This is a genomic window from Corticimicrobacter sp. (genome assembly GCF_040137905.1).
Classification (GTDB): Bacteria; Pseudomonadota; Gammaproteobacteria; order Burkholderiales; family Burkholderiaceae_B; genus Corticimicrobacter.
Window position 1 is genome coordinate 1 of the sequence record NZ_JBEFDG010000003.1, and the last position, 17200, is coordinate 17200.

Sequence of the window (17200 nt, forward strand, 5' to 3'; positions counted from 1 at the left end):
CCTTGCTGGAATCTGAGGCAATGGCGGAATACGACCGGGTGCTGACCGAGTCGATGATCGACAACGACAGGCTCAGCCTGACGCACCTGGCGATGGGCTATCGGGGAACCTGGCTCTGGCATCCTGTGCGTGGTGCCCAAAAAGGCTGGCAGTCGATTCTCGGCGGCATCATCGTGCAGACATCCCAGGATGGGCCAGTCAGGAAGCCGCATGCCTGAGCCATGTCGTTCGGATCTCTATGGCACAGGCCTGCAGGAGGCTGACTGGCGCATCCTGAAAGAGGCTGTGCTGGCGGCTGCCTTTGGGGCAGAAACCCCGGTGTTGCCTCCCAGGCTGCAACAGCATCCGGTGGGCGTCTTATTGGCCAGCTATCGGCAGGAGGCCCGGCGGTCTGTGCTGGACAAGGCTGCGCGGCTGCTTACAGGGCAGCAGCAGGAGAGTTGGCTGCTTCTGATGAAAAGTGGCTAGCGCGACTGCCGTGGGTGATGGTGGCGCGTATTTAATGATCAAGAATTGCAGGAAAAATCTCGATGTCGATTATATGTACGGATATTCTGTCCATCGCGTTCCCGGACAGCTTCATATCCAGCGAAGTATATGGACAAGGTGTGCTGGGCCAGTATGCTGCGGATGAGGGCCTGGTGGTCCTGAACATCTACCCGGTCGATCGGCCGCTGCTGCACAGGGTCGAGACCGGACAGATCGAGAATTACCGGATATTTTGCAGCAAGGTCTATGGCAAACTGACCTGGCTCGAAGAAAAGACCCTGGATCTGGATGGACGTGCCGCATTGCTGATGACAGCAGAAGGGGTCTACGGTTACGTCTATCTGTTCGCATTTATCCGGCTCACGGATACCATTTGCCTGTTTGCCGGTGGGTATTGTCCGCAGGATGCACCCCAGGATCATTTGCAGGCCATGGAGGCAGCGGTGCGCAGCCTGCGTATCGTGGCTTCGGAGCCCGGCAGGGTCATGGAACAGCATCTGGCGGCCCTGGAGCAGCAGGCTGCCGAGCAGGAAGAAGCAAAGCAGCAAGAACAGGCATTGCGTGAGCAGTCTGCCAGTGCCGCTGTCGATGAGGCTCAGGTGCCGGTATTCGAGATGCCTGCTGATGGCAAAAGCCTGCTGCTGATCGATGGTGAAGCGTTCGATATTTCGGATCAGTCAAAAACGTCCATTCCGTTGTATGGCAACCAGGGGATGTGTTTTTGTGCCGATATCGTGGCGACGCCTTGCCGCACTCTTGACCTGCCGCCCATTCTGGATCGGGAAGGAGATGGCAACGTCTGCATCAGGTTCGGCGCGAGTGGGATCTATCAGGCATCAGGGGTTCCACAGGGTGAGTTTGTGTTTGAAACGGAAGATGACCGTGACACGACACGCCACGCGACGATCGAGCACGAGGGCTTTCGGCCTTCGCTGAAAATTGCGGGCCGGCTCACGCTGCAGGACGGCTGGCTGGGCTTCAGCGGTTATTTCGACGATGGGTATTACCACTGTCGCCGAAATATCCATCTGTTGTGGAAACTGCCCGAGGCATCGCTGTGCTGGGAGCGCTATCTGTTCAGGTCCATGGAAGAACTGCTTCGCGCGCCGCCCGAGTTGCCGCGCCGGCTGTCGCTGGTCGATCAGCCATCCTCACGGCTCGGCGATGCGCTGTGGCGTTATACCCGGCTCGAGTCGCTGTATATCTCTTATCTTGAGTCTGCCGGGCAGGAGGAGGATGTCGAGGGTATCCCGGAAGGTATTGTCCAACTGACGCAGTTGCAGCGTCTGGAATTCAATACGGCAAGACATTTTCGGGAGATTCCATCCTTTCTCGGACAACTGCGTGACTTGGACGATCTGCGTATCAGTGGCAGTCAGGCTGTGACCGTGCCTGTCGAGGTTCTGACACTCCCCAAGCTCTCATATTGTGCCTTGTGCCGAAACCGGCTGACGAGCCTGCCGGAGGCGTTTTCTCCTGCATTGCGCACACTGGACCTGAGTGGCAACCAGCTTGAGACCGTGCCGGAGGCCTATGCGACTGAGCCTCGGCTGGGCCTGGATCTTGAAAAAAATCCCCTGGTGTTCTTGCACGAGGCGTTTTTTGAAATGCCGAGGCTGAGGATAGAGCCGGACAAGCGGCGTGCGCTCTTTCCCGCGCACTATCCCTTTGATGCGCGAGTGCCGGACCGGCTTGCCTCCGATCTGGCGGGTCGGCTGCCCTTGCTGGCCGAACATTCGCCGTTGCGCAAGCCCTTGCTGGCGGCGTTGCTGCCGAACGAGGCGGTGGCACCACTGGTGCATGCCGTTGCCGGTACCCTGCGCGCCAGCGTCGATTTCTATCATGGTGCGGAAGAGGACTACGCCACGCTGGGCAATCATCGCCTGGGGGGCTTGCCCGACCTGCCCGATGGCATGCCTTATCCCAGCGTCGGTGTATCCGAGGACACACTGCTGGATGATGAGGATTGTTGGCGGGACGACGAAGAGGGCGATGAAGTGTGCATCTTTCCCTGGGATGCAGAAACACAGACCTATCAGGTGCCGCTGGAGTTCATCGCACAGCTCGATTGCCAGGCCCTGGCACCGCTGCAGGACTATTTGCCGCGCACAGGGACGCTGTTCTTTTTCCTGGCGTGTGGCAGCAGCCCGCTGGCGACGCAGGGGCGTGTGTTGTACGTGGAGGATCGTGCCAGCCTGGGCAGCGGCCAGCGTTTTGCAGACCTGGCGTTCAACGAAGAAAAGACCCTGGGCCAAAAGCCTTCCTTCATCCTGCATCCACGCGCCAGCGTGGCGGTGCCGAGTTTCTATGCGCTGGGGGAAAACCCACATCTCGATGTGCAGTTGCGTGCGGGCATGACACCCGAGCAGGAGCAGGATTGGCAGACACTGGCGTCGCGCGGGGAAAACCGGGATGCGTTGCCACGCCTGGGCGGGACGACGTGTTATGCGTGGCAATTGCGGCAGTTGGGTGCCTGGGGACTGCAGCCAGGGAGTCAACCCTCTGGTGCGCAGCGAGACTGGCTGATCGAGAAAGAGATACTGCCGGTCGATTGTGCGTCGGATGCCCTTGTGCCCGAGTATCAGGGTATTGCCAGGGTCAACGGCTGTGGCTTCAGCCAGCATGCGTTGCCCGAATTGCAGGCAGCCCATCGATACGGGGGGGATGCGCAGGATTGGCTGGTGCTGTTTCAGGTGGATCTGGCGGGGCAGTTCCAGTGGGACGATGGCACACTGAACTTCATTATCCACCGTGATGACCTGGCCGCGCGACGTTTTGATCGCGTGTTCATGGTTTGCGACTACTGATGGGCGAAACTGGAAAATCAAGATGACTGAAACAGGTGAAAAAATCACGGGTCTGGTCGGCGCGCTGCTGGCTGGCGCAGGGCGAAGCGGGCGGTCAGAGAACTGCACTCTGGTGTTTTATTTCTGTGCCTGGCGCACGCAGGATGGTCGGTTGTTCCAGGGTAAACAGCGTTGCGAATGGCAAGGGCTGGACGAGACCCAGGCTGCTGCGTGGATGCAGCGGATCACCTCGTGGCAGCAATTGGAGTTGGTCGTGGCGGGCAGGACCGCCACGGGCGCGTTGCTGGTGCAGCAGATCGGTTTTCCTGAGCAGCCGGATGATGACCTGACACGCCTCGGCGAAATCTGGCAACAGCCAGTGGTGTTGGAGACGGCGCTGTTTGGCGGGCTGGAACTGGACCGTGGCCTGGATATGTATGACGGTGTGGCCGATTGGGGCGGCACCGAAATCAGCCTGAGCCTGAGTTGCGAGGATGCTGCCATGCCCGAAAGCGCGCTGGCAACGGCGACGGCCCTGTTCGAGCAGCAGGCGCACTGGCAGCGGCAGATCGTTGCGTGCGCAGTCGAAAAACTATTGCCGCTCAAGAATGAAAACTGGCTTGCAGAGGACCAGTCACCCTTGACCGAAGAGGCGTTTCGCAGCCACCTTGAGGTGCAGAGTATCGTGGCCGAGGATGAGGGGGTATTTACTTTCTACTTTGATGACGGTGACCTGTTCTGGGGGCACGCCATCGTGGTCAGCGGCAGTCTGGCGCAAGGCGCAACCGATGCCGACATCGCGGGCTGAGCATGGTCAGGCGTTATTTCTTTGAGGCTGGGGCGCGTGGTCGCAATCGTCTGAGTGCAACCTGGGACCCTCCTGGCGCTGCGCAGATCGCACTGGCCTTTACTCCGACGTCATTGGCCGTCTTGCTGGAGGCTGCGGTCCGTGAGAACAGCCAGTACAGTCATCATGCAATTACAACCTGGTGTGACCAGTATCTACAGGGTCTGCTGCATGATGAAACAGATGATCTGCTGCTGCCTGTCCAGAAGATTGTCGAGGATATCAGCGTGCAGTGGGATCTTTACCTGCTCAATACCTATACGGTGGATCAACTGTCAGGTATGGCGTTGGCTGACGTAAGGTTGCCGGAGGACTGGTTTCCAGACTGGCTGGGTCAACTGGAGTGCTGGCAGGAAAATGTGCTGGCGCAGTCTGTACAGATCCTGAAGGCACACTATGGCGACCGCTATCGAGCCTATGGCGGTGGTACGGTCGCAGGTGCGACGGCATTCCGGATCCGTGATCTGGTGGCTGTGTTCTCTGTCATCCTGGATGTGGAAACGGGGCCTGTCCTGTATGAGGTGCAGGTGGAGTCCGATCCGCCGGGCGACTATATCCGCGATGTGCGCATCGAGCCCGGGCAGTTGCTGGCGTTGGTGCAGGATTATGAGCGTGCGCCGGCCGACTGGCCTTGAGTCTCGCTGTCACGGCATTCGAAAAAACAGCGTGCCCGGCATCCTGCGCAGATCTGCGGATCCATTCTGTCGTAGATGGCGCGGATGGCGCTGCCCTTGTCGGGGAAGACATGGTCTTCGCCCAGGCGTTCCAGGAAGCCCGTGCGTTGCCACAGTTCAATGACTTGCGGACGGGGCCGATGGAAGTACAGATCACCGCCCATGGCACGCCGCTGGGTCAATTCCCGTTCCCACAGTTCCAGGCCTGAAGCGTCGATGAAGTTCATGCTCTTGGCCATGATCAGCAGGTGCGGCTGGGCGTCCGGCAAGGTGCGCAGGTATTCCAGCCTGCCGGCCACGTGAGGCACGGCGGCAAAGTAGATCGAGCCTTCCATGCGCAGCAACTGGAGTTGCGGGCATTCGGGCAAGGCCCCGTGGGTGGCATCGCTGGCAGGCACCATCTGGCGATCAGGAGACCAGTCGGCAAATACCATGGTGCGCATGGCCGGGCGCGAGGTGCGATACAGATAGCCGGCCAGCGACAGCAGCGTGCCAAGCAGGATTGCCACCTCCATGCGCAGGATCACGGTGGCGGCTGCAGTGATCAGGGCTACCACGAAATCGCCCCGGTGCTGTCGCGCCATTTGTCGCCAGTGCGGCAGGTCGAGCAGATTCCAGGCAACCAGCAACAGCAGGCCGGCAATGGCGGCATAGGCGATGTGTGCCAGCAGCGGGGCGCTGACGGCCACCAGCACGATCAGCAGCAGTGCCGAGCAGACGGCAGCCAGCGGCGTGCGGGCACCGCCCATCAGGTTGGGCATTGAGCGGTTGAGCGAGCCGCACGAGACGTAGCAGGAGAAGAAACTGCCCACGATATTGGACAGGCCCTGGCCGACGAATTCGCGGTCGGCCTGGATGAACTGGCCTGAGCGGGCAGCAACGGCCTGGGCGATGGAGATGGATTGCGCCAGGGTGATGATGGTCAGCGCCAGCGCCAGGCCGACCAGTTCGGGCAATTCGCGCCAGGTTGCGCCCGGCAGGCTGAAGACAGGAATGGGCGTCTGGATCGTGCCCACGGTGGGTATGCCGCCCAGCGTGCCAGTTGCAAAAATACTGTTCAGTGCCCAGGCCAGCAGTGTGCCGCCGGCCAGCCCCAGCAGCATGCCGGGCCAGCGCGGGTGCCAGCGGCGCACCAGCAATGTCAGCAGCAGGGTACAGGTACCGGCGAGCAGGGTACCGACATGCAGGTCCGGCAATTGGCGCAGCAGGCTGTAGAGTGTCTGCAATGCGCCGCGTGCACCGGTGGTGTCGATCTTGAGCCAGTCGCGGCAGGCATAGATGGCAATCATCAGCGCGGCTCCGGTCGTGAAGCCGTGCAGCGCTGCCGGTGAAACGAAGCTGGCCAGCCTGCCCATGCGCAATGCCCCCAGCAACAGTTGCAGCGCACCGACCATCAGTGTCAGCGTGAGCGCCAGCTGGATATAGTGCTGGCTGCCGACCAGGGCCAGCGGTGACAGCATGGCGAACAGTGCCAGCGAACTGGCATTGGTGGGACCTGACATGACATGCCGGCTCGAACCGAAGAGGGCTGCCACGATGCAGGGCACGATGGCGGTGTACAGGCCGTACTGAGGTGGCAAGCCTGCCAGCGTGGCGAAGGCGATCCCTTGTGGCAGCACGAGTACGGCACCCAGCAGGCCTGCCAGCAGGTCGGCTTGCAATGCGCCCGGTTGGCGTACCTGTTCCAGCCAGGGAAACAGGCGCAGCAGACGGGAGGAAGAGACGGGCATGACGGGGCGGCTAGAATGGAAGAAAACGCCATGCTCGATGGCGTCGATGGATATTCTATATTTATATATGCTTATACATGAAATGACTGATGCCGGCACGGCAGGGCAAACCGGTGCCGACGGTGTCCGGCCATTGCTGAGCGGCGTGATCCTGGCCGGGGGTCAGGCACGGCGCATGGGCGGGCAGGACAAAGGCCTTTTGCCCTGGCGTGGCCTGCCCCTGGCCGAGCATGTGGCCCGTCGCTTGCGAGGGCAGGTGGATCAATTGCTGGTGAGTGCCAACCGGCACCCGGTCGAATATGCCGCATGGGGGGAGGTGCTGGCCGATGATCCCGGGCTGGAAGCCTGGTCGGGTCCGCTGGCCGGCGTACTGACCGCATTGCTGGCGGCACGCCATGAGTGGCTGCTGGCCGTGCCGTGCGACACCCCCCGGTTGCCGCATGATCTCGCCATGCGGTTGTGGCAGGGGGCGCAGGCAGCCCAGGCACCACTGGCCGTGGCCAGGGCGGGTGGCAGGCGTCATTCCGTCTGCATGCTGTTGCATCGCAGCCTGGCCCCAGCCCTGCGCAATGGATTGCTGGCCGGTGAACGCAAGGTGGGGATGTGGCAGGACAGTGTCGGTGCGGTCGAGGTCGATTTCGGTGCAGATGATTCGGCGTTCGCCAACATCAATACGCCCGATGAACTGGCGGCAGCCGATGATCCAGATCAGGGAGCATGACGATGGTGAACTATGTCACAGGCTTCATGCTGTCGAACGATGGTCACCGGGTGGTCCTGATCCGCAAGCGCCAGCCCAGTTGGCAGCAGGGGCGGTTGAATGGTGTCGGCGGCAAGATCGAGCCGGGCGAAACGCCGGCCCAGGCCATGGCGCGCGAGTTTCTCGAGGAAACCGGGGTACAGACCGATCCGGCTTCCTGGCAGTTGTTCGTCGAACTGGACGAGTCCGGGCTGGCCTGCGTGTATTTCTTTTTCTGCCGTGACGATGCGGCGGTGATGGCAGCACGTACCATGGAGGCCGAGCCCGTCGAGATCCATGCCGTACAGCCTTTGCCGGACGATGTATTGCACAACCTGCGCTGGCTGATACCGATGGCGCTGGATCCGCAACTGGTGTTCAGCCAGCCTGCCAGGCTGGTGGAGCGGGTGCGTGTCGCACCTGGCCCTGCCGCAGCAGGCAGGGCATGACGCCGACCCGGCTGGGCAGGTGGTCAGGGCTGCAGCCAGTGTGCAAAATCGTAATAGCGCACATACGCTCCATCTCCCGTACCGCTGGCGGGCGGGATCTGGGCCAGCCCTGATGCCCAGGGCAGGGCGCGCAACATGCCTGAGCCTTGGTGCGCGTAGGGATGCAGGGCGGGTCCGCCTTCATCCGGGCGGTATTGCACGCGCAGGAACTCCTCTCGGCTGTCGTTGTAGGGCTGGTTGGCCCGCAACGGATACAGGCCGGTGACCGGAAACAGTGTGGCATTGCCCTGCATGCGGCGCAGCAGCGGCGTGACCAGCACGGTAAAGACAGCAAAGGCCGATACCGGATTGCCGGGCAGGCCGATTACCGGCTTGCCGTCCACGTTGGCGAGCGCCACCGGCTTGCCGGGTTTCATTTTGACTTTCCACAGCTCCAGGCTGCCGCCCAACTTTTCCAGCGTGGGTTTGACCAGATCGCGCTCGCCGACCGATACGCCGCCCACGCTCAGCACCAGGTCACTGTCGCGCAGCAAGGTACGGAATGCATCCGTCAGCGCATCCTCGCGGTCGATGGCGTGCAGCACATGGGAAATCTCGGCGTTCATGCCGGCGGCCAATGCGGCCAGCATGGCTCCGTTGGAGTTGTAGATCTGGCTGGGCTGGCGCGGCTGGCCGGGGGGCACCAGCTCATCGCCGGTCGTCAGGATGCCGATGCGCACGCGGGGAAAGACGGCTGCGTCGGTATAGCCCTGGGATGCCAGCAAGCCGATGTGGGCTGCGTTGAGTACGGTACCGGCTTCGATCAGGACGCTGCCGACGGCGCTGTCCTCACCCTGGCGGCGGATATGCGAACCTGCAACGGGTGCTTCGAGGAATTCGACGCCGGCCTCGGTCTCACGGCAGTACTCCTGCATCATGACGGTATCGGCACCTGCGGGAATCAGGCTGCCGGTGAATAGTCGCGTGGCTTGTCCGGGCTGCAGCGGTGCGGGCTGATGGCCCGCGTAGCAGCGTTCCTGCACCGGCAGGATGCGGCCGGGTACGTAGTCCTGGAGGCGTAATGCATAGCCGTCCATGGCGCTGTTGTCGGCCGGAGGCGCATCCTGTCGCGCCACGATATCCTGTGCCAGGATACGGCCTGCCAGCTCGGCCAGCGGCTGCTGTTCGTGGCGGGAGGGAGCGGGGCCGGCCTCTGACAGGCGGCGTTGGGCTTCTTGAAAATCCAGCATGTCGGTCTCTTGGGTACGAAATCGGAAGGGTTGTTCAGGATGATGTGGCCGTGCCTGGAAGCAATGCCGCTCAGGATCAGGCCGGATGCGGGGATCAGTCTGCTGGTGGCCTGGCTGCGTCCCATTGCTGCGCCTGTACCTGGTCGCTGTCGCGGGCCTCGACCCAGAGGCGTTCGCCGCTGCGCAGGGTTTCACGCTTCCAGAATGGGGCACGGGTTTTGAGTGCGTCCATGATGAACTGGGCTGCCTGGAAGGCATCGCCGCGGTGTGCACTGGCGACACCTGCGAACACGATCTGGTCGCCCCGTGCCAGCTCGCCGACCCGGTGCACGATGTGGCTGGCCTGGACTGCCCAGCGTTGTGAGGCCTCGTCGGCGATTGCCCGCAACTCGCGTTCGCACATACCGGGATAATGCTCCAGGTACAGCGAGTCAGTATCCTGGCCGGGCGCGAAGTCGCGTACCAGGCCGCTAAAGCAGACAATGGCACCGGCCTGTCCTGCGCAACTGCGGCGCAACTCGTCGTACAGTGCGCCGTAATCGAAATCGTGGGTCTGCACGGCAATGACGCAGGTTGGCAGTTCGGGCATGGGGTCAGCCTCCAGTCACAGGGTCGAACAGTGCAACCTCATCGCCTGCCTTGATGGCCTGGTCGTGGCGGACATGGTACTGGTTGACGGCCAGCTTGAGTCGATCGGTGGGAGCCAGTCCAGGATAGCGCTGCTGGAGCTGGGCGAGCAATTGTGTGCCGGTGATCGGATTGCCATCGGCCAGCGACCAGGATTCACTGCGCGTGCCGGTCAGTTCGGCCACCCTGGCAAAGTAGAGGATATCAATCGTTGCGCCATTCACCGCTCTTACCTCCGGATTTGTAGACGAGACGCACGGCATCGATGCGGATGCCCTTGTCTGCGGCCTTGCACATGTCGTAGATGGTGAGGGCGGCCACGCTGCAGGCGGTCATGGCTTCCATCTCGACGCCGGTCTTGTAGTCACTGCGGCAGGTGGAACTGATATCGATGGCACAGCCGGCATCGTCGAGAGAGAAATCGACGCCCACGAAACTCAGGGGCAGCGAGTGGCACAGCGGGATCAGTTCGGCGCAGCGCTTGGCGGCCAGGATGCCGGCCACGCGCGCGGTGTTGAGCACTTCGCCCTTGCCCTTGGCATGCCCCGTGACCAGGCCGTATGCTGCGGCATTGAGCGTGACCCGTGCACGGGCAATGGCGGTGCGCGTCGTGGCGACCTTGTCGCCGACGTCGACCATGCGGATCTGGCCGGACTCATCCAGGTGGCTCAAAGTGGGTTCGGAAACGGGTATGGTCATGTTGCCGTCCGGTATGGGAACGTAAAGTGTTGGAAAGATGTCTGTCAATATCGTATCGAACAGCCTTATATAGATATGATAGTCGATAGTCGCCGCCGGGCATGTTGCCCGGATGGCCCCTTCTTTGCGCCAGGCCTATGATTTCAACACTGCGATCCTTCTCCGCGCTCTATCTCGCCACGTTGCTGATGCTGATCGGCACAGGCCTGTTCAATACCTATATGGCGTTGCGCCTGACGGCCGAGTCTGTCAGCCAGTTGTGGGTGGGGGCCCTGATCGCGGCCTATTACCTTGGCCTGGTGGGCGGCGCACGGATCGGGCACCGGATTCTGATCAAAGTGGGGCACATCCGTGCCTATGCAGCCTGTGCTGCACTGACCACGGTCATGGTGCTGGCCCAGACTCTGGTGGACAACCTGACGCTGTGGCTCGGGTTCCGGTTGATCGTGGGCATGGCCATGGTGACCCAGTTCATGGTGCTGGAAAGCTGGCTCAACGAGCAGACCGAAAACCACCTGCGTGGACGTGTGTTCTCCTTCTACATGCTGGTGTCCGGCCTGGGTACCGTGCTGGGGCAACTGGTGCTCACGGTCTATCCGGTCCTGGACCTGCGCATGCTGACGATGGTGGCGATCTGTCATGCGCTGTGCCTCATGCCGATCGCACTCACGGCCCGCATGCACCCGGCCACGCCGGTGCCGGCACCGCTGGAGATCATGTTCTTCCTCAAGCGCGTGCCGCTGTCGTTGACGGCCCTGTTCCTGGCAGGCAACCTGACGGGAGCCTTCTATGGCCTGGCACCGGTCTTTGCGGTCAAGCAGGGACTGGATACGGCCGAAGTCGCCATCTTCGTGGCCGCCGCCGTGATGGCGGGGCTGTGCGCACAGTGGCCCATCGGCTGGCTGTCGGACCGGATCAACCGGGTCTGGCTGATCCGCCTCAATGCCATCGTGCTGGCAGCGGTTGTCGTGCCGATGTGGGGCCTGCTGGACCTGCCTTTCTGGCTGATGGTGGGGCTGTCCTGTGTCGTGGGCATTCTGCTGTTCACGCTCTATCCCCTGGGCGCGGCCTTTGCCAATGACCATGTCGAGGCAGACCGCCGCGTCAGCCTGAGCGCCGTGCTGTTGATGGTATACGGTATCGGTGCCTGCCTGGGTCCGCTGGTCACGGGGGCGCTCATGGACATGGCAGGTCCCGGCATGTTCTTCGTTTTCTTCTCGGTATGCGCGGCCTTGCTGGCATGGCGCATGCGGCCCGAGCATGTGTCGGGCGAGCACCAGGTCGATGAGGCCCCCGTACAGTTCGTGCCGATGCCGGTCAGCGGACAGGCTTCTCCGGCCGCCGCTGCCCTGGATCCGCGCATCGACGCCGAGCAGGCCGCTACCACCATGAGCCTTGATGACATGGAAGAAGCCATGAAGCGGGCCGAGGCTTCAGCGGGGCAGCAGCAACAGGATGGCGGGCAGGGTCAGAGCCAGCCCTGACAGGTGCCGTCGCTCCAGCCTTTCCCTGAAAATGCCGGCACCGATCAGTACGCCAAGCGCCACGACCCCGATGTTCATGGCCGAGAAGACCAGTGCGGGATGGTCACGAAACGTCTGGTGTGCCCGGATATAGAAAAAGATATTGCCGAAATTGAGACTGCCCAACAGCAGGCCGGCCAGGGCGTGTCGCTGCCAGTGGTGCGGACCGCGTATCGCTGTCGGCACATGCCGTCTGGCAGTCCATAGCCGGCGGCACAGCAGGTAAAGCGCCATGACGATGCCTGTCAGCATGAAGCAGGCCAGCAGGATGCTGGAGAAGGCGGCACCGGTACGCGACATCTGCTTGAACAGGATATCGATCAGTCCGTAGCCGAGCCAGACCGTAAAGAGTAATAAGCCAGCCGTACGCGGTGAGGGCTGGGTGCCTGTGGGGGCGTGATGCTGGGGCGCACGCCCCGACAGCAGGTACAGCGCCAACAATGCCAGTCCGATACCGGCCAGGGCTTGCCCTGATGCGGGCTGGCCGAACAGGGTAAAAGCGGCGATCAGCGGCAGGGCCAGCGAGATACGCTGCGCGGCATCGCTGCGTGCAATCCCTGCATGCCGCACGCAGGCGGCCATGGCCAGGAAAATGCCGGGCAGCAACAGTCCCAGCGACGCCAGGATGAAGCCGTTTTTCGCGAGCAGCGTGTAGGGCAACCACTCTGGCTGCAGTGTCAGCAGGCTCCATGCGATGGCCGTCACGTAGTTCAGCGCGATGACGATCGGCAAATCAATGCGCCACGTACGTGCCAGTTTCAGCAGGACGGATACGGCGACGCTGAGGGTGATGCTCAGGACGAGATAGAACATGCGCATTCTCCTGCATGCTGGTGTGCGGCTGGCTGGGGCGTAGCGTGCAGGCCCAGTCTTGCAAAGAGAGCCTGGTCGGCATCGAAGGCCGGATTGCCGGTGGTCAGCAGGTGGTCGCCATAGAAAATCGAATTGGCACCGGCCATGAAGCAAAGCGCCTGCGCTGCGTCGCCCAGTTCCTGACGTCCTGCCGACAGCCTGATCATGGCGCGTGGCATGGCCAGCCGTGCCACGGCAATGGTGCGGATGAATTCGAACGGATCAAGTGGATCGACATGCGCCAGTGGTGTGCCTTCGATCCGCACCAGGTTGTTGATGGGAACCGATTCGGGGGGCGGATCGAGCTGGGCCAACTGGGCGATCAGGCTGGCACGGTGTGCGCGTGTTTCTCCCATGCCGACGATGCCGCCGCAGCAGACCTTGATGCCGGCGTCGCGTACGCGGTCAAGGGTATCCAGGCGATCCTGATAGGTGCGGGTGGTGATGACACTGCCGTAGTACTCAGGCGCAGTATCGAGATTGTGGTTGTAGTAATCAAGGCCGGCCTCGCGCAGTTGCTGGGCCTGGCCTTCGCGCAGCATGCCCAGCGTGACACAGGTTTCCAGACCGAGATTCCTGACTGCGCCGATCATCTCGGCAATGGCATCGAGCTGGTGTGGCTTGGGGCTGCGCCAGGCTGCGCCCATGCAAAAGCGCTGGGCTCCGGCATCACGGGCGGTGCGTGCTGCGGCCAGCACTTCGTCGAGCGGCATCAGCTTTTCGCGTTCCAGGTCTGTCTGGTGGCGTGCCGATTGCGAGCAATAGCCGCAATCTTCCGAACAGCCTCCGGTCTTGATGGACAGAAGGCTCGATAACTGGATGGCATTGGGGTCGAAATGGGTACGATGTACCGTGTTTGCCTGGTGCAGCAGATCCAGGAAAGGCAGTTCGAACAGATCGATCAACTGTGTGGTGAGCGATGAGTTGGGTTGAGTTTTGTTGATAAAAGAGACTTTATTTTCCATCTTTATGCCTTGAATTGTCCGTATCGTGCTGGTTTTCATTATTTGTTCTATTTTTGGAAAATATAGACTTTTATTTGTTGATTCTTCAATGCTTTGTTTTGATCTTGTTTTTGTTTAAAAATTATAGTTTTTAATGGTTTTTAGTTGTTTTTGATGGGGTTTTGGTATCCATGCGACTTAACGTGACGGCAAAATTTGCTTCATGACAGTCTGGATAATTTGAAACCATTTGTGAGTTTCGCGGTGGGGGCAGGTGATCTTCATGTGCAATAGCTCGGCTGGCAATCGATCAGTCGCCGGTGCATGCATCATGATGCCCCGGCAAGTTTCTGGCATGGCAAAGGAGAACAGGCATGAAAAAATTCGCAACCGCCGTCTGGCAAGGCAATCTGAAGGCAGGCAAGGGCTCGATTTCAACAGAGAGCGGCGCACTGGCCGATGCTCCCTATGGATTCAACACGCGCTTCGAGGGCGAACCCGGCACCAACCCCGAAGAGCTGATCGGTGCGGCCCATGCCGGCTGCTTCTCGATGGCGCTGTCCAACATCCTGGGTGAAAGCGGCCTGGTGGCCGACAGGATCCAGACCCGCGCCGATGTCACACTGGAACGGCTCGAACCTGGATTTACCATTACCGCCGTGCACCTGACGCTGGAAGCGCGCATTCCTGGTGCCAGCGAGGAAGCTTTCCAGACTGCCGCTGCCAAGGCCAAGGAAAACTGCCCGATCTCGCGCCTGCTCAACGCCGCCATTACCCTGGATGCCCGGCTCGAGCAGTAAAGGGCTGTTCACGCTGAAAAATGCCTCGCACAGGCCAGGCACGCAGAGGCAGTCATGAGCATGGAGCCGCGATACCTGTCAGTTTGATCTGACGCACGGTACGCGGCGCTTTTCGCGGGTTTCTGTTTGTTATTTTCCAGATTGCGCTATATCCTTCAGGATATGACGAATTTGATTGATCTGGATTGGTTTCCGCTGGCGCTGTCCCTCAAGGTAGCAGGTCTGGCGACCGTATTGGCACTGGTCGTGGGCATCGCGCTGGGCTGGGTGTTTGCACGTCGCCGCTTTCCTGGTAGCGGTATCCTTGAAGCGACCTGTATGCTGCCCCTGGTGTTGCCTCCCACGGTGATCGGCTATGCCATTCTGGTGGCGGCAGGGCGACGCAGCGCGCTCGGGCAGTGGCTCGACGAACATCTCGATTATTCCATCATTTTCAGCTGGCATGGTGCCGTGGTGGCATCGGCCGTAGTGGCGCTGCCTCTGGTGCTCAAGTCGGCCAGCAGCGCCTTTGCCGGCATCGACCGTACCCTGGAGGCGGCCGCCAGCACGCTGGGCCAGTCACGCTGGTCCGTATTCGTGCGCGTGACGCTGCCGCTGGCATGGCCGGGCATCCTGGCCGGCACCTTGCTGGCCTTTGCGCGTGCGATGGGAGAGTTCGGCGCCTCGCTGATGGTGGCCGGCTCGATTCCTGGCAAGACCCAGACATTGTCGATGGCAATCTACGATGCCGTCCAGGCCGGTCACGAGGACACGGCCATGGTGCTGGTCCTGGTGACGTCATTGATTTCCGTCGCCATTCTGGTGGTATCCAACCGTATTTTCGCACCGCGCGTCCGTTAGTACGGCGCGACCTTCTATCCAAGGAGCTTGAACATGATGAAACCTTCCCGCCGTCTTGCCCTGTGCGTGTCCCTGTCGGCTGCGCTGCTGGTGCCGCTGGCCTCCCAGGCTGCGCAACTGACTGTGTCGGCTGCCGCCAGCCTGACCAATGCCTTCAATGAAATCGGTCCCTTGTTCGAGAAGGCGACACCGGACACGACCGTGCAGTTCAACTTTGCAGCGTCCGGTACGCTGTTGCAGCAGATTACCCAGGGTGCGCCGGTCGATGTGTTTGCCAGCGCCGATCAGGCCACGATGGACCGGGCCGAAACCGCCAAGCTGATCGTCGACGCAAGCCGTCGCAACTTCGTCAGCAACAGTCTGGTGCTGATCGAGCCGATCGACAGCAAGATCAAGCTGGACAGCCTCGACGACCTCAAGGAGGCGGCCGTCAAGCGCCTGGCAATCGGCAAGGTCGAAACGGTTCCCGTCGGACGCTATACCCAGCAGGTACTGCGGGGTGCTGGCCTGTGGGATGCCCTGGCCTCGAAGATGATCCCGGCCGATAGCGTGCGCCAGGTACTCGATTACGTGGGCCGTGGCGAAGTCGATGCTGGCTTCGTCTATGCCACCGATGCTGCTGTCATGGCCGACAAGGTCAAGGTCGTGCTTACGCCGCAGGGTCATGCTCCTGTGCTGTATCCGATCGCCGTGATCGAGGCCAGCACCAACAAGGATGGTGCTCAGGCTTTCATCGACTTCCTGACCACCGAACCTGCGCAGGCTGTGCTGGCCCGCTACGGTTTCGGCAAGCCGTGATTGACGTTGATATCAGTCTGACCGTCTCGGACCGGACGCGGCGCTTCGACCTGTCGGCGCGCTTTTCGACCGAGGCGGGCTTTGCCGCACTGTACGGCCCTTCGGGGTCGGGCAAATCGCTGACGCTGCAGGCCATTGCCGGCCTGTTGCAGCCTACCAAGGGATTCATCCGCATCGGCGGCACGACGCTGTTCGACAGCGAGTCGGGCATCGATCTGGCTCCGCCCGCACGTCGGATCGGCTACCTGTTCCAGAACTATGCGCTGTTTCCGCACCTTTCCGTCGAGGATAATGTCGGGTTCGGGCTGACGTCCTGGCGACAGGGGCTGTCAACCGAAGGCCGTGAACGGGTGCAGGCACTGCTGGCCCGTTTTGGTCTGGATCACCTGGCACGCAGCCGTCCGGCAACCCTGTCGGGCGGGCAGCAGCAGCGTGTGGCGCTGGCGCGGGCTCTGGCCTGCGAGCCTGACATCCTGTTGCTTGACGAGCCGTTTGCGGCACTCAATCCCTTGCTGCGCGGCGAGTTGCGCGAGGAGCTGGCGCAGGTGCAGCGACAGTGGGATATCCCGGTGCTGATGATTACGCATGATATCGAGGATGTACTGCACCTGGCTCAGGTCACTTTTGTCTACGAGCATGGTCAGATTGTGCGTGAAATCGACATGCTTGATGGTACTGAGCAGGCGCATGTCCGCGAACAGCTGGGCGTGCCGGCCGTAGCGGAAGAGTCTGATCCGCTGCGCCGTACCTTGCGACGACTGCTGCAGTTCGGGCGTCAGGCCTGATCGGGGGCCAGCAGGTCGATCAGCGCCTGCAGGTCCTTGGCGGCCGCCTTGTGTGCAATTTCTTCGATGGTTCTATAGTGGCGGATAACGGCCTGTCCTGTTTCGGTCAGGCGGGCACCGCCGCCATGCGTGCCACCGGTCGAGGTCTCGACGACGGGCTCGCGCAGAGCGCGGTTGATTTCATCGATGAGCAGCCAGGCCCGCCGGTAGGACATATCCATGGCGCGGGCTGCTGCCGAGATCGAGCCAATTTGCTGGATATGCTCAAGCAATTCGATTTTGCCGGGGCCAAGCGCGATCAGTGACCGGTGGCGGATACGCATGCGGAACTGGACGCTGGGACGCTCGGAGGAATCGGATGTGTCGACGCTGGACATGAGGCAGGAATC

Annotated in this window: 20 protein-coding genes; 12 read left to right on the forward strand and 8 right to left on the reverse strand. The window is 61.5% G+C overall.

Annotated elements, in window-relative coordinates; all coding sequences use genetic code 11:
* From ABN482_RS00130 to ABN482_RS00150, 5 genes are all read left to right on the forward strand, one after another.
* The coding region (locus tag ABN482_RS00130; protein ID WP_349502081.1) for a hypothetical protein at nucleotides 1-218 on the forward strand (218 nt) is incomplete at its 5' end.
* The gene (locus ABN482_RS00135) at nucleotides 211-468 is read left to right on the forward strand and encodes a hypothetical protein (RefSeq protein WP_349502082.1); all 258 of its coding nucleotides are present in this window, start codon (nucleotides 211-213) and stop codon (nucleotides 466-468) included. The genes ABN482_RS00130 and ABN482_RS00135, both read left to right, overlap by 8 nt.
* A gap of 62 nt (nucleotides 469-530) precedes the next feature.
* Entirely contained in the window at nucleotides 531-3296 is a 2766-nt protein-coding gene (locus tag ABN482_RS00140) for a DUF1963 domain-containing protein (protein ID WP_349502083.1), read from the forward strand.
* 22 nt (nucleotides 3297-3318) lie between these two features.
* Nucleotides 3319-4083, forward strand: coding sequence for a DUF2262 domain-containing protein (locus ABN482_RS00145; protein ID WP_349502084.1), 765 nt, complete (start codon nucleotides 3319-3321; stop codon nucleotides 4081-4083).
* Nucleotides 4084-4085: 2 nt separating this feature from the next.
* The gene (locus ABN482_RS00150) at nucleotides 4086-4757 is read left to right on the forward strand and encodes a hypothetical protein (RefSeq protein ID WP_349502085.1); all 672 of its coding nucleotides are present in this window, start codon (nucleotides 4086-4088) and stop codon (nucleotides 4755-4757) included.
* Here ABN482_RS00150 and ABN482_RS00155 read toward each other — a convergent pair.
* Nucleotides 4727-6526 (reverse strand): SulP family inorganic anion transporter, encoded by a 1800-nt coding sequence (locus ABN482_RS00155; RefSeq protein ID WP_349502086.1) that lies wholly within the window; start codon nucleotides 6524-6526, stop codon nucleotides 4727-4729. The two genes, ABN482_RS00150 and ABN482_RS00155, sit on opposite strands and share 31 nt — an antisense overlap.
* A gap of 67 nt (nucleotides 6527-6593) precedes the next feature.
* On the opposite strand from ABN482_RS00155, the gene mobA reads away from it, so the two are divergent.
* Nucleotides 6594-7247, forward strand: coding sequence for a molybdenum cofactor guanylyltransferase MobA (gene mobA / locus ABN482_RS00160; RefSeq protein WP_349502087.1), 654 nt, complete (start codon nucleotides 6594-6596; stop codon nucleotides 7245-7247).
* Nucleotides 7244-7714 (forward strand): NUDIX domain-containing protein, encoded by a 471-nt coding sequence (locus tag ABN482_RS00165; protein ID WP_349502088.1) that lies wholly within the window; start codon nucleotides 7244-7246, stop codon nucleotides 7712-7714. The genes mobA and ABN482_RS00165 overlap by 4 nt, the downstream gene beginning before the upstream one ends.
* A 23-nt stretch (nucleotides 7715-7737) precedes the next feature.
* Here the strand turns inward: ABN482_RS00165 and ABN482_RS00170 are convergent, their stop codons facing one another.
* From ABN482_RS00170 to moaC, 4 genes are all read right to left on the reverse strand, one after another.
* Nucleotides 7738-8943, reverse strand: coding sequence for a molybdopterin molybdotransferase MoeA (locus tag ABN482_RS00170; protein WP_349502089.1), 1206 nt, complete (start codon nucleotides 8941-8943; stop codon nucleotides 7738-7740).
* 94 nt (nucleotides 8944-9037) lie between these two features.
* Nucleotides 9038-9532 carry a molybdenum cofactor biosynthesis protein MoaE gene (locus tag ABN482_RS00175; RefSeq protein WP_349502090.1) on the reverse strand — a complete coding sequence of 165 codons (495 nt, stop codon included), beginning with the start codon at nucleotides 9530-9532 and terminating at the stop codon, nucleotides 9038-9040.
* 4 nt (nucleotides 9533-9536) lie between these two features.
* Nucleotides 9537-9794 (reverse strand): MoaD/ThiS family protein, encoded by a 258-nt coding sequence (locus ABN482_RS00180; RefSeq protein ID WP_143857858.1) that lies wholly within the window; start codon nucleotides 9792-9794, stop codon nucleotides 9537-9539.
* Entirely contained in the window at nucleotides 9775-10269 is a 495-nt protein-coding gene (moaC, locus tag ABN482_RS00185; protein WP_349502091.1) for a cyclic pyranopterin monophosphate synthase MoaC, read from the reverse strand. The genes ABN482_RS00180 and moaC overlap by 20 nt, the downstream gene beginning before the upstream one ends.
* 137 nt (nucleotides 10270-10406) lie before the next feature.
* Here moaC and ABN482_RS00190 point away from each other — a divergent pair, with 137 nt between their 5' ends.
* Nucleotides 10407-11753 (forward strand): MFS transporter, encoded by a 1347-nt coding sequence (locus ABN482_RS00190; RefSeq protein ID WP_349502092.1) that lies wholly within the window; start codon nucleotides 10407-10409, stop codon nucleotides 11751-11753.
* Here the strand turns inward: ABN482_RS00190 and ABN482_RS00195 are convergent.
* Together ABN482_RS00195 and bioB are read right to left on the reverse strand one after the other, a co-directional pair.
* On the reverse strand, nucleotides 11703-12605 hold the full coding sequence (locus ABN482_RS00195; protein WP_349502093.1) for an EamA/RhaT family transporter: 903 nt from the start codon (nucleotides 12603-12605) through the stop codon (nucleotides 11703-11705). The two genes, ABN482_RS00190 and ABN482_RS00195, sit on opposite strands and share 51 nt — an antisense overlap.
* Nucleotides 12587-13609 carry a biotin synthase BioB gene (gene bioB / locus ABN482_RS00200; protein WP_349502094.1) on the reverse strand — a complete coding sequence of 341 codons (1023 nt, stop codon included), beginning with the start codon at nucleotides 13607-13609 and terminating at the stop codon, nucleotides 12587-12589. Before bioB ends, ABN482_RS00195 begins: the two co-directional genes overlap by 19 nt.
* A gap of 353 nt (nucleotides 13610-13962) precedes the next feature.
* Between bioB and ABN482_RS00205 the strand changes: the two genes are divergently transcribed.
* The 4 genes from ABN482_RS00205 to ABN482_RS00220 all read left to right on the forward strand — a co-directional run bounded on the left by ABN482_RS00205 (nucleotide 13963) and on the right by ABN482_RS00220 (nucleotide 16811).
* A complete protein-coding gene (locus ABN482_RS00205; RefSeq protein ID WP_349502095.1) occupies nucleotides 13963-14388 on the forward strand; it encodes an OsmC family protein in 426 nt (141 codons plus the stop codon).
* A gap of 162 nt (nucleotides 14389-14550) precedes the next feature.
* The gene (modB, locus tag ABN482_RS00210; RefSeq protein WP_349502096.1) at nucleotides 14551-15228 is read left to right on the forward strand and encodes a molybdate ABC transporter permease subunit; all 678 of its coding nucleotides are present in this window, start codon (nucleotides 14551-14553) and stop codon (nucleotides 15226-15228) included.
* Between the two features lie 36 nt (nucleotides 15229-15264).
* Entirely contained in the window at nucleotides 15265-16026 is a 762-nt protein-coding gene (gene modA, locus ABN482_RS00215; RefSeq protein WP_349502124.1) for a molybdate ABC transporter substrate-binding protein, read from the forward strand.
* Complete coding sequence (locus ABN482_RS00220) at nucleotides 16023-16811, forward strand: ABC transporter ATP-binding protein (RefSeq protein ID WP_349502097.1); 789 nt, start codon at nucleotides 16023-16025, stop codon at nucleotides 16809-16811. The genes modA and ABN482_RS00220 overlap by 4 nt, the downstream gene beginning before the upstream one ends.
* On the opposite strand, the gene ABN482_RS00225 is transcribed toward ABN482_RS00220, so the two are convergent.
* The gene (locus tag ABN482_RS00225) at nucleotides 16802-17188 is read right to left on the reverse strand and encodes a winged helix-turn-helix domain-containing protein (RefSeq protein ID WP_349502098.1); all 387 of its coding nucleotides are present in this window, start codon (nucleotides 17186-17188) and stop codon (nucleotides 16802-16804) included. The two genes, ABN482_RS00220 and ABN482_RS00225, sit on opposite strands and share 10 nt — an antisense overlap.
* Between the last annotated feature and the right edge of the window lie 12 nt (nucleotides 17189-17200).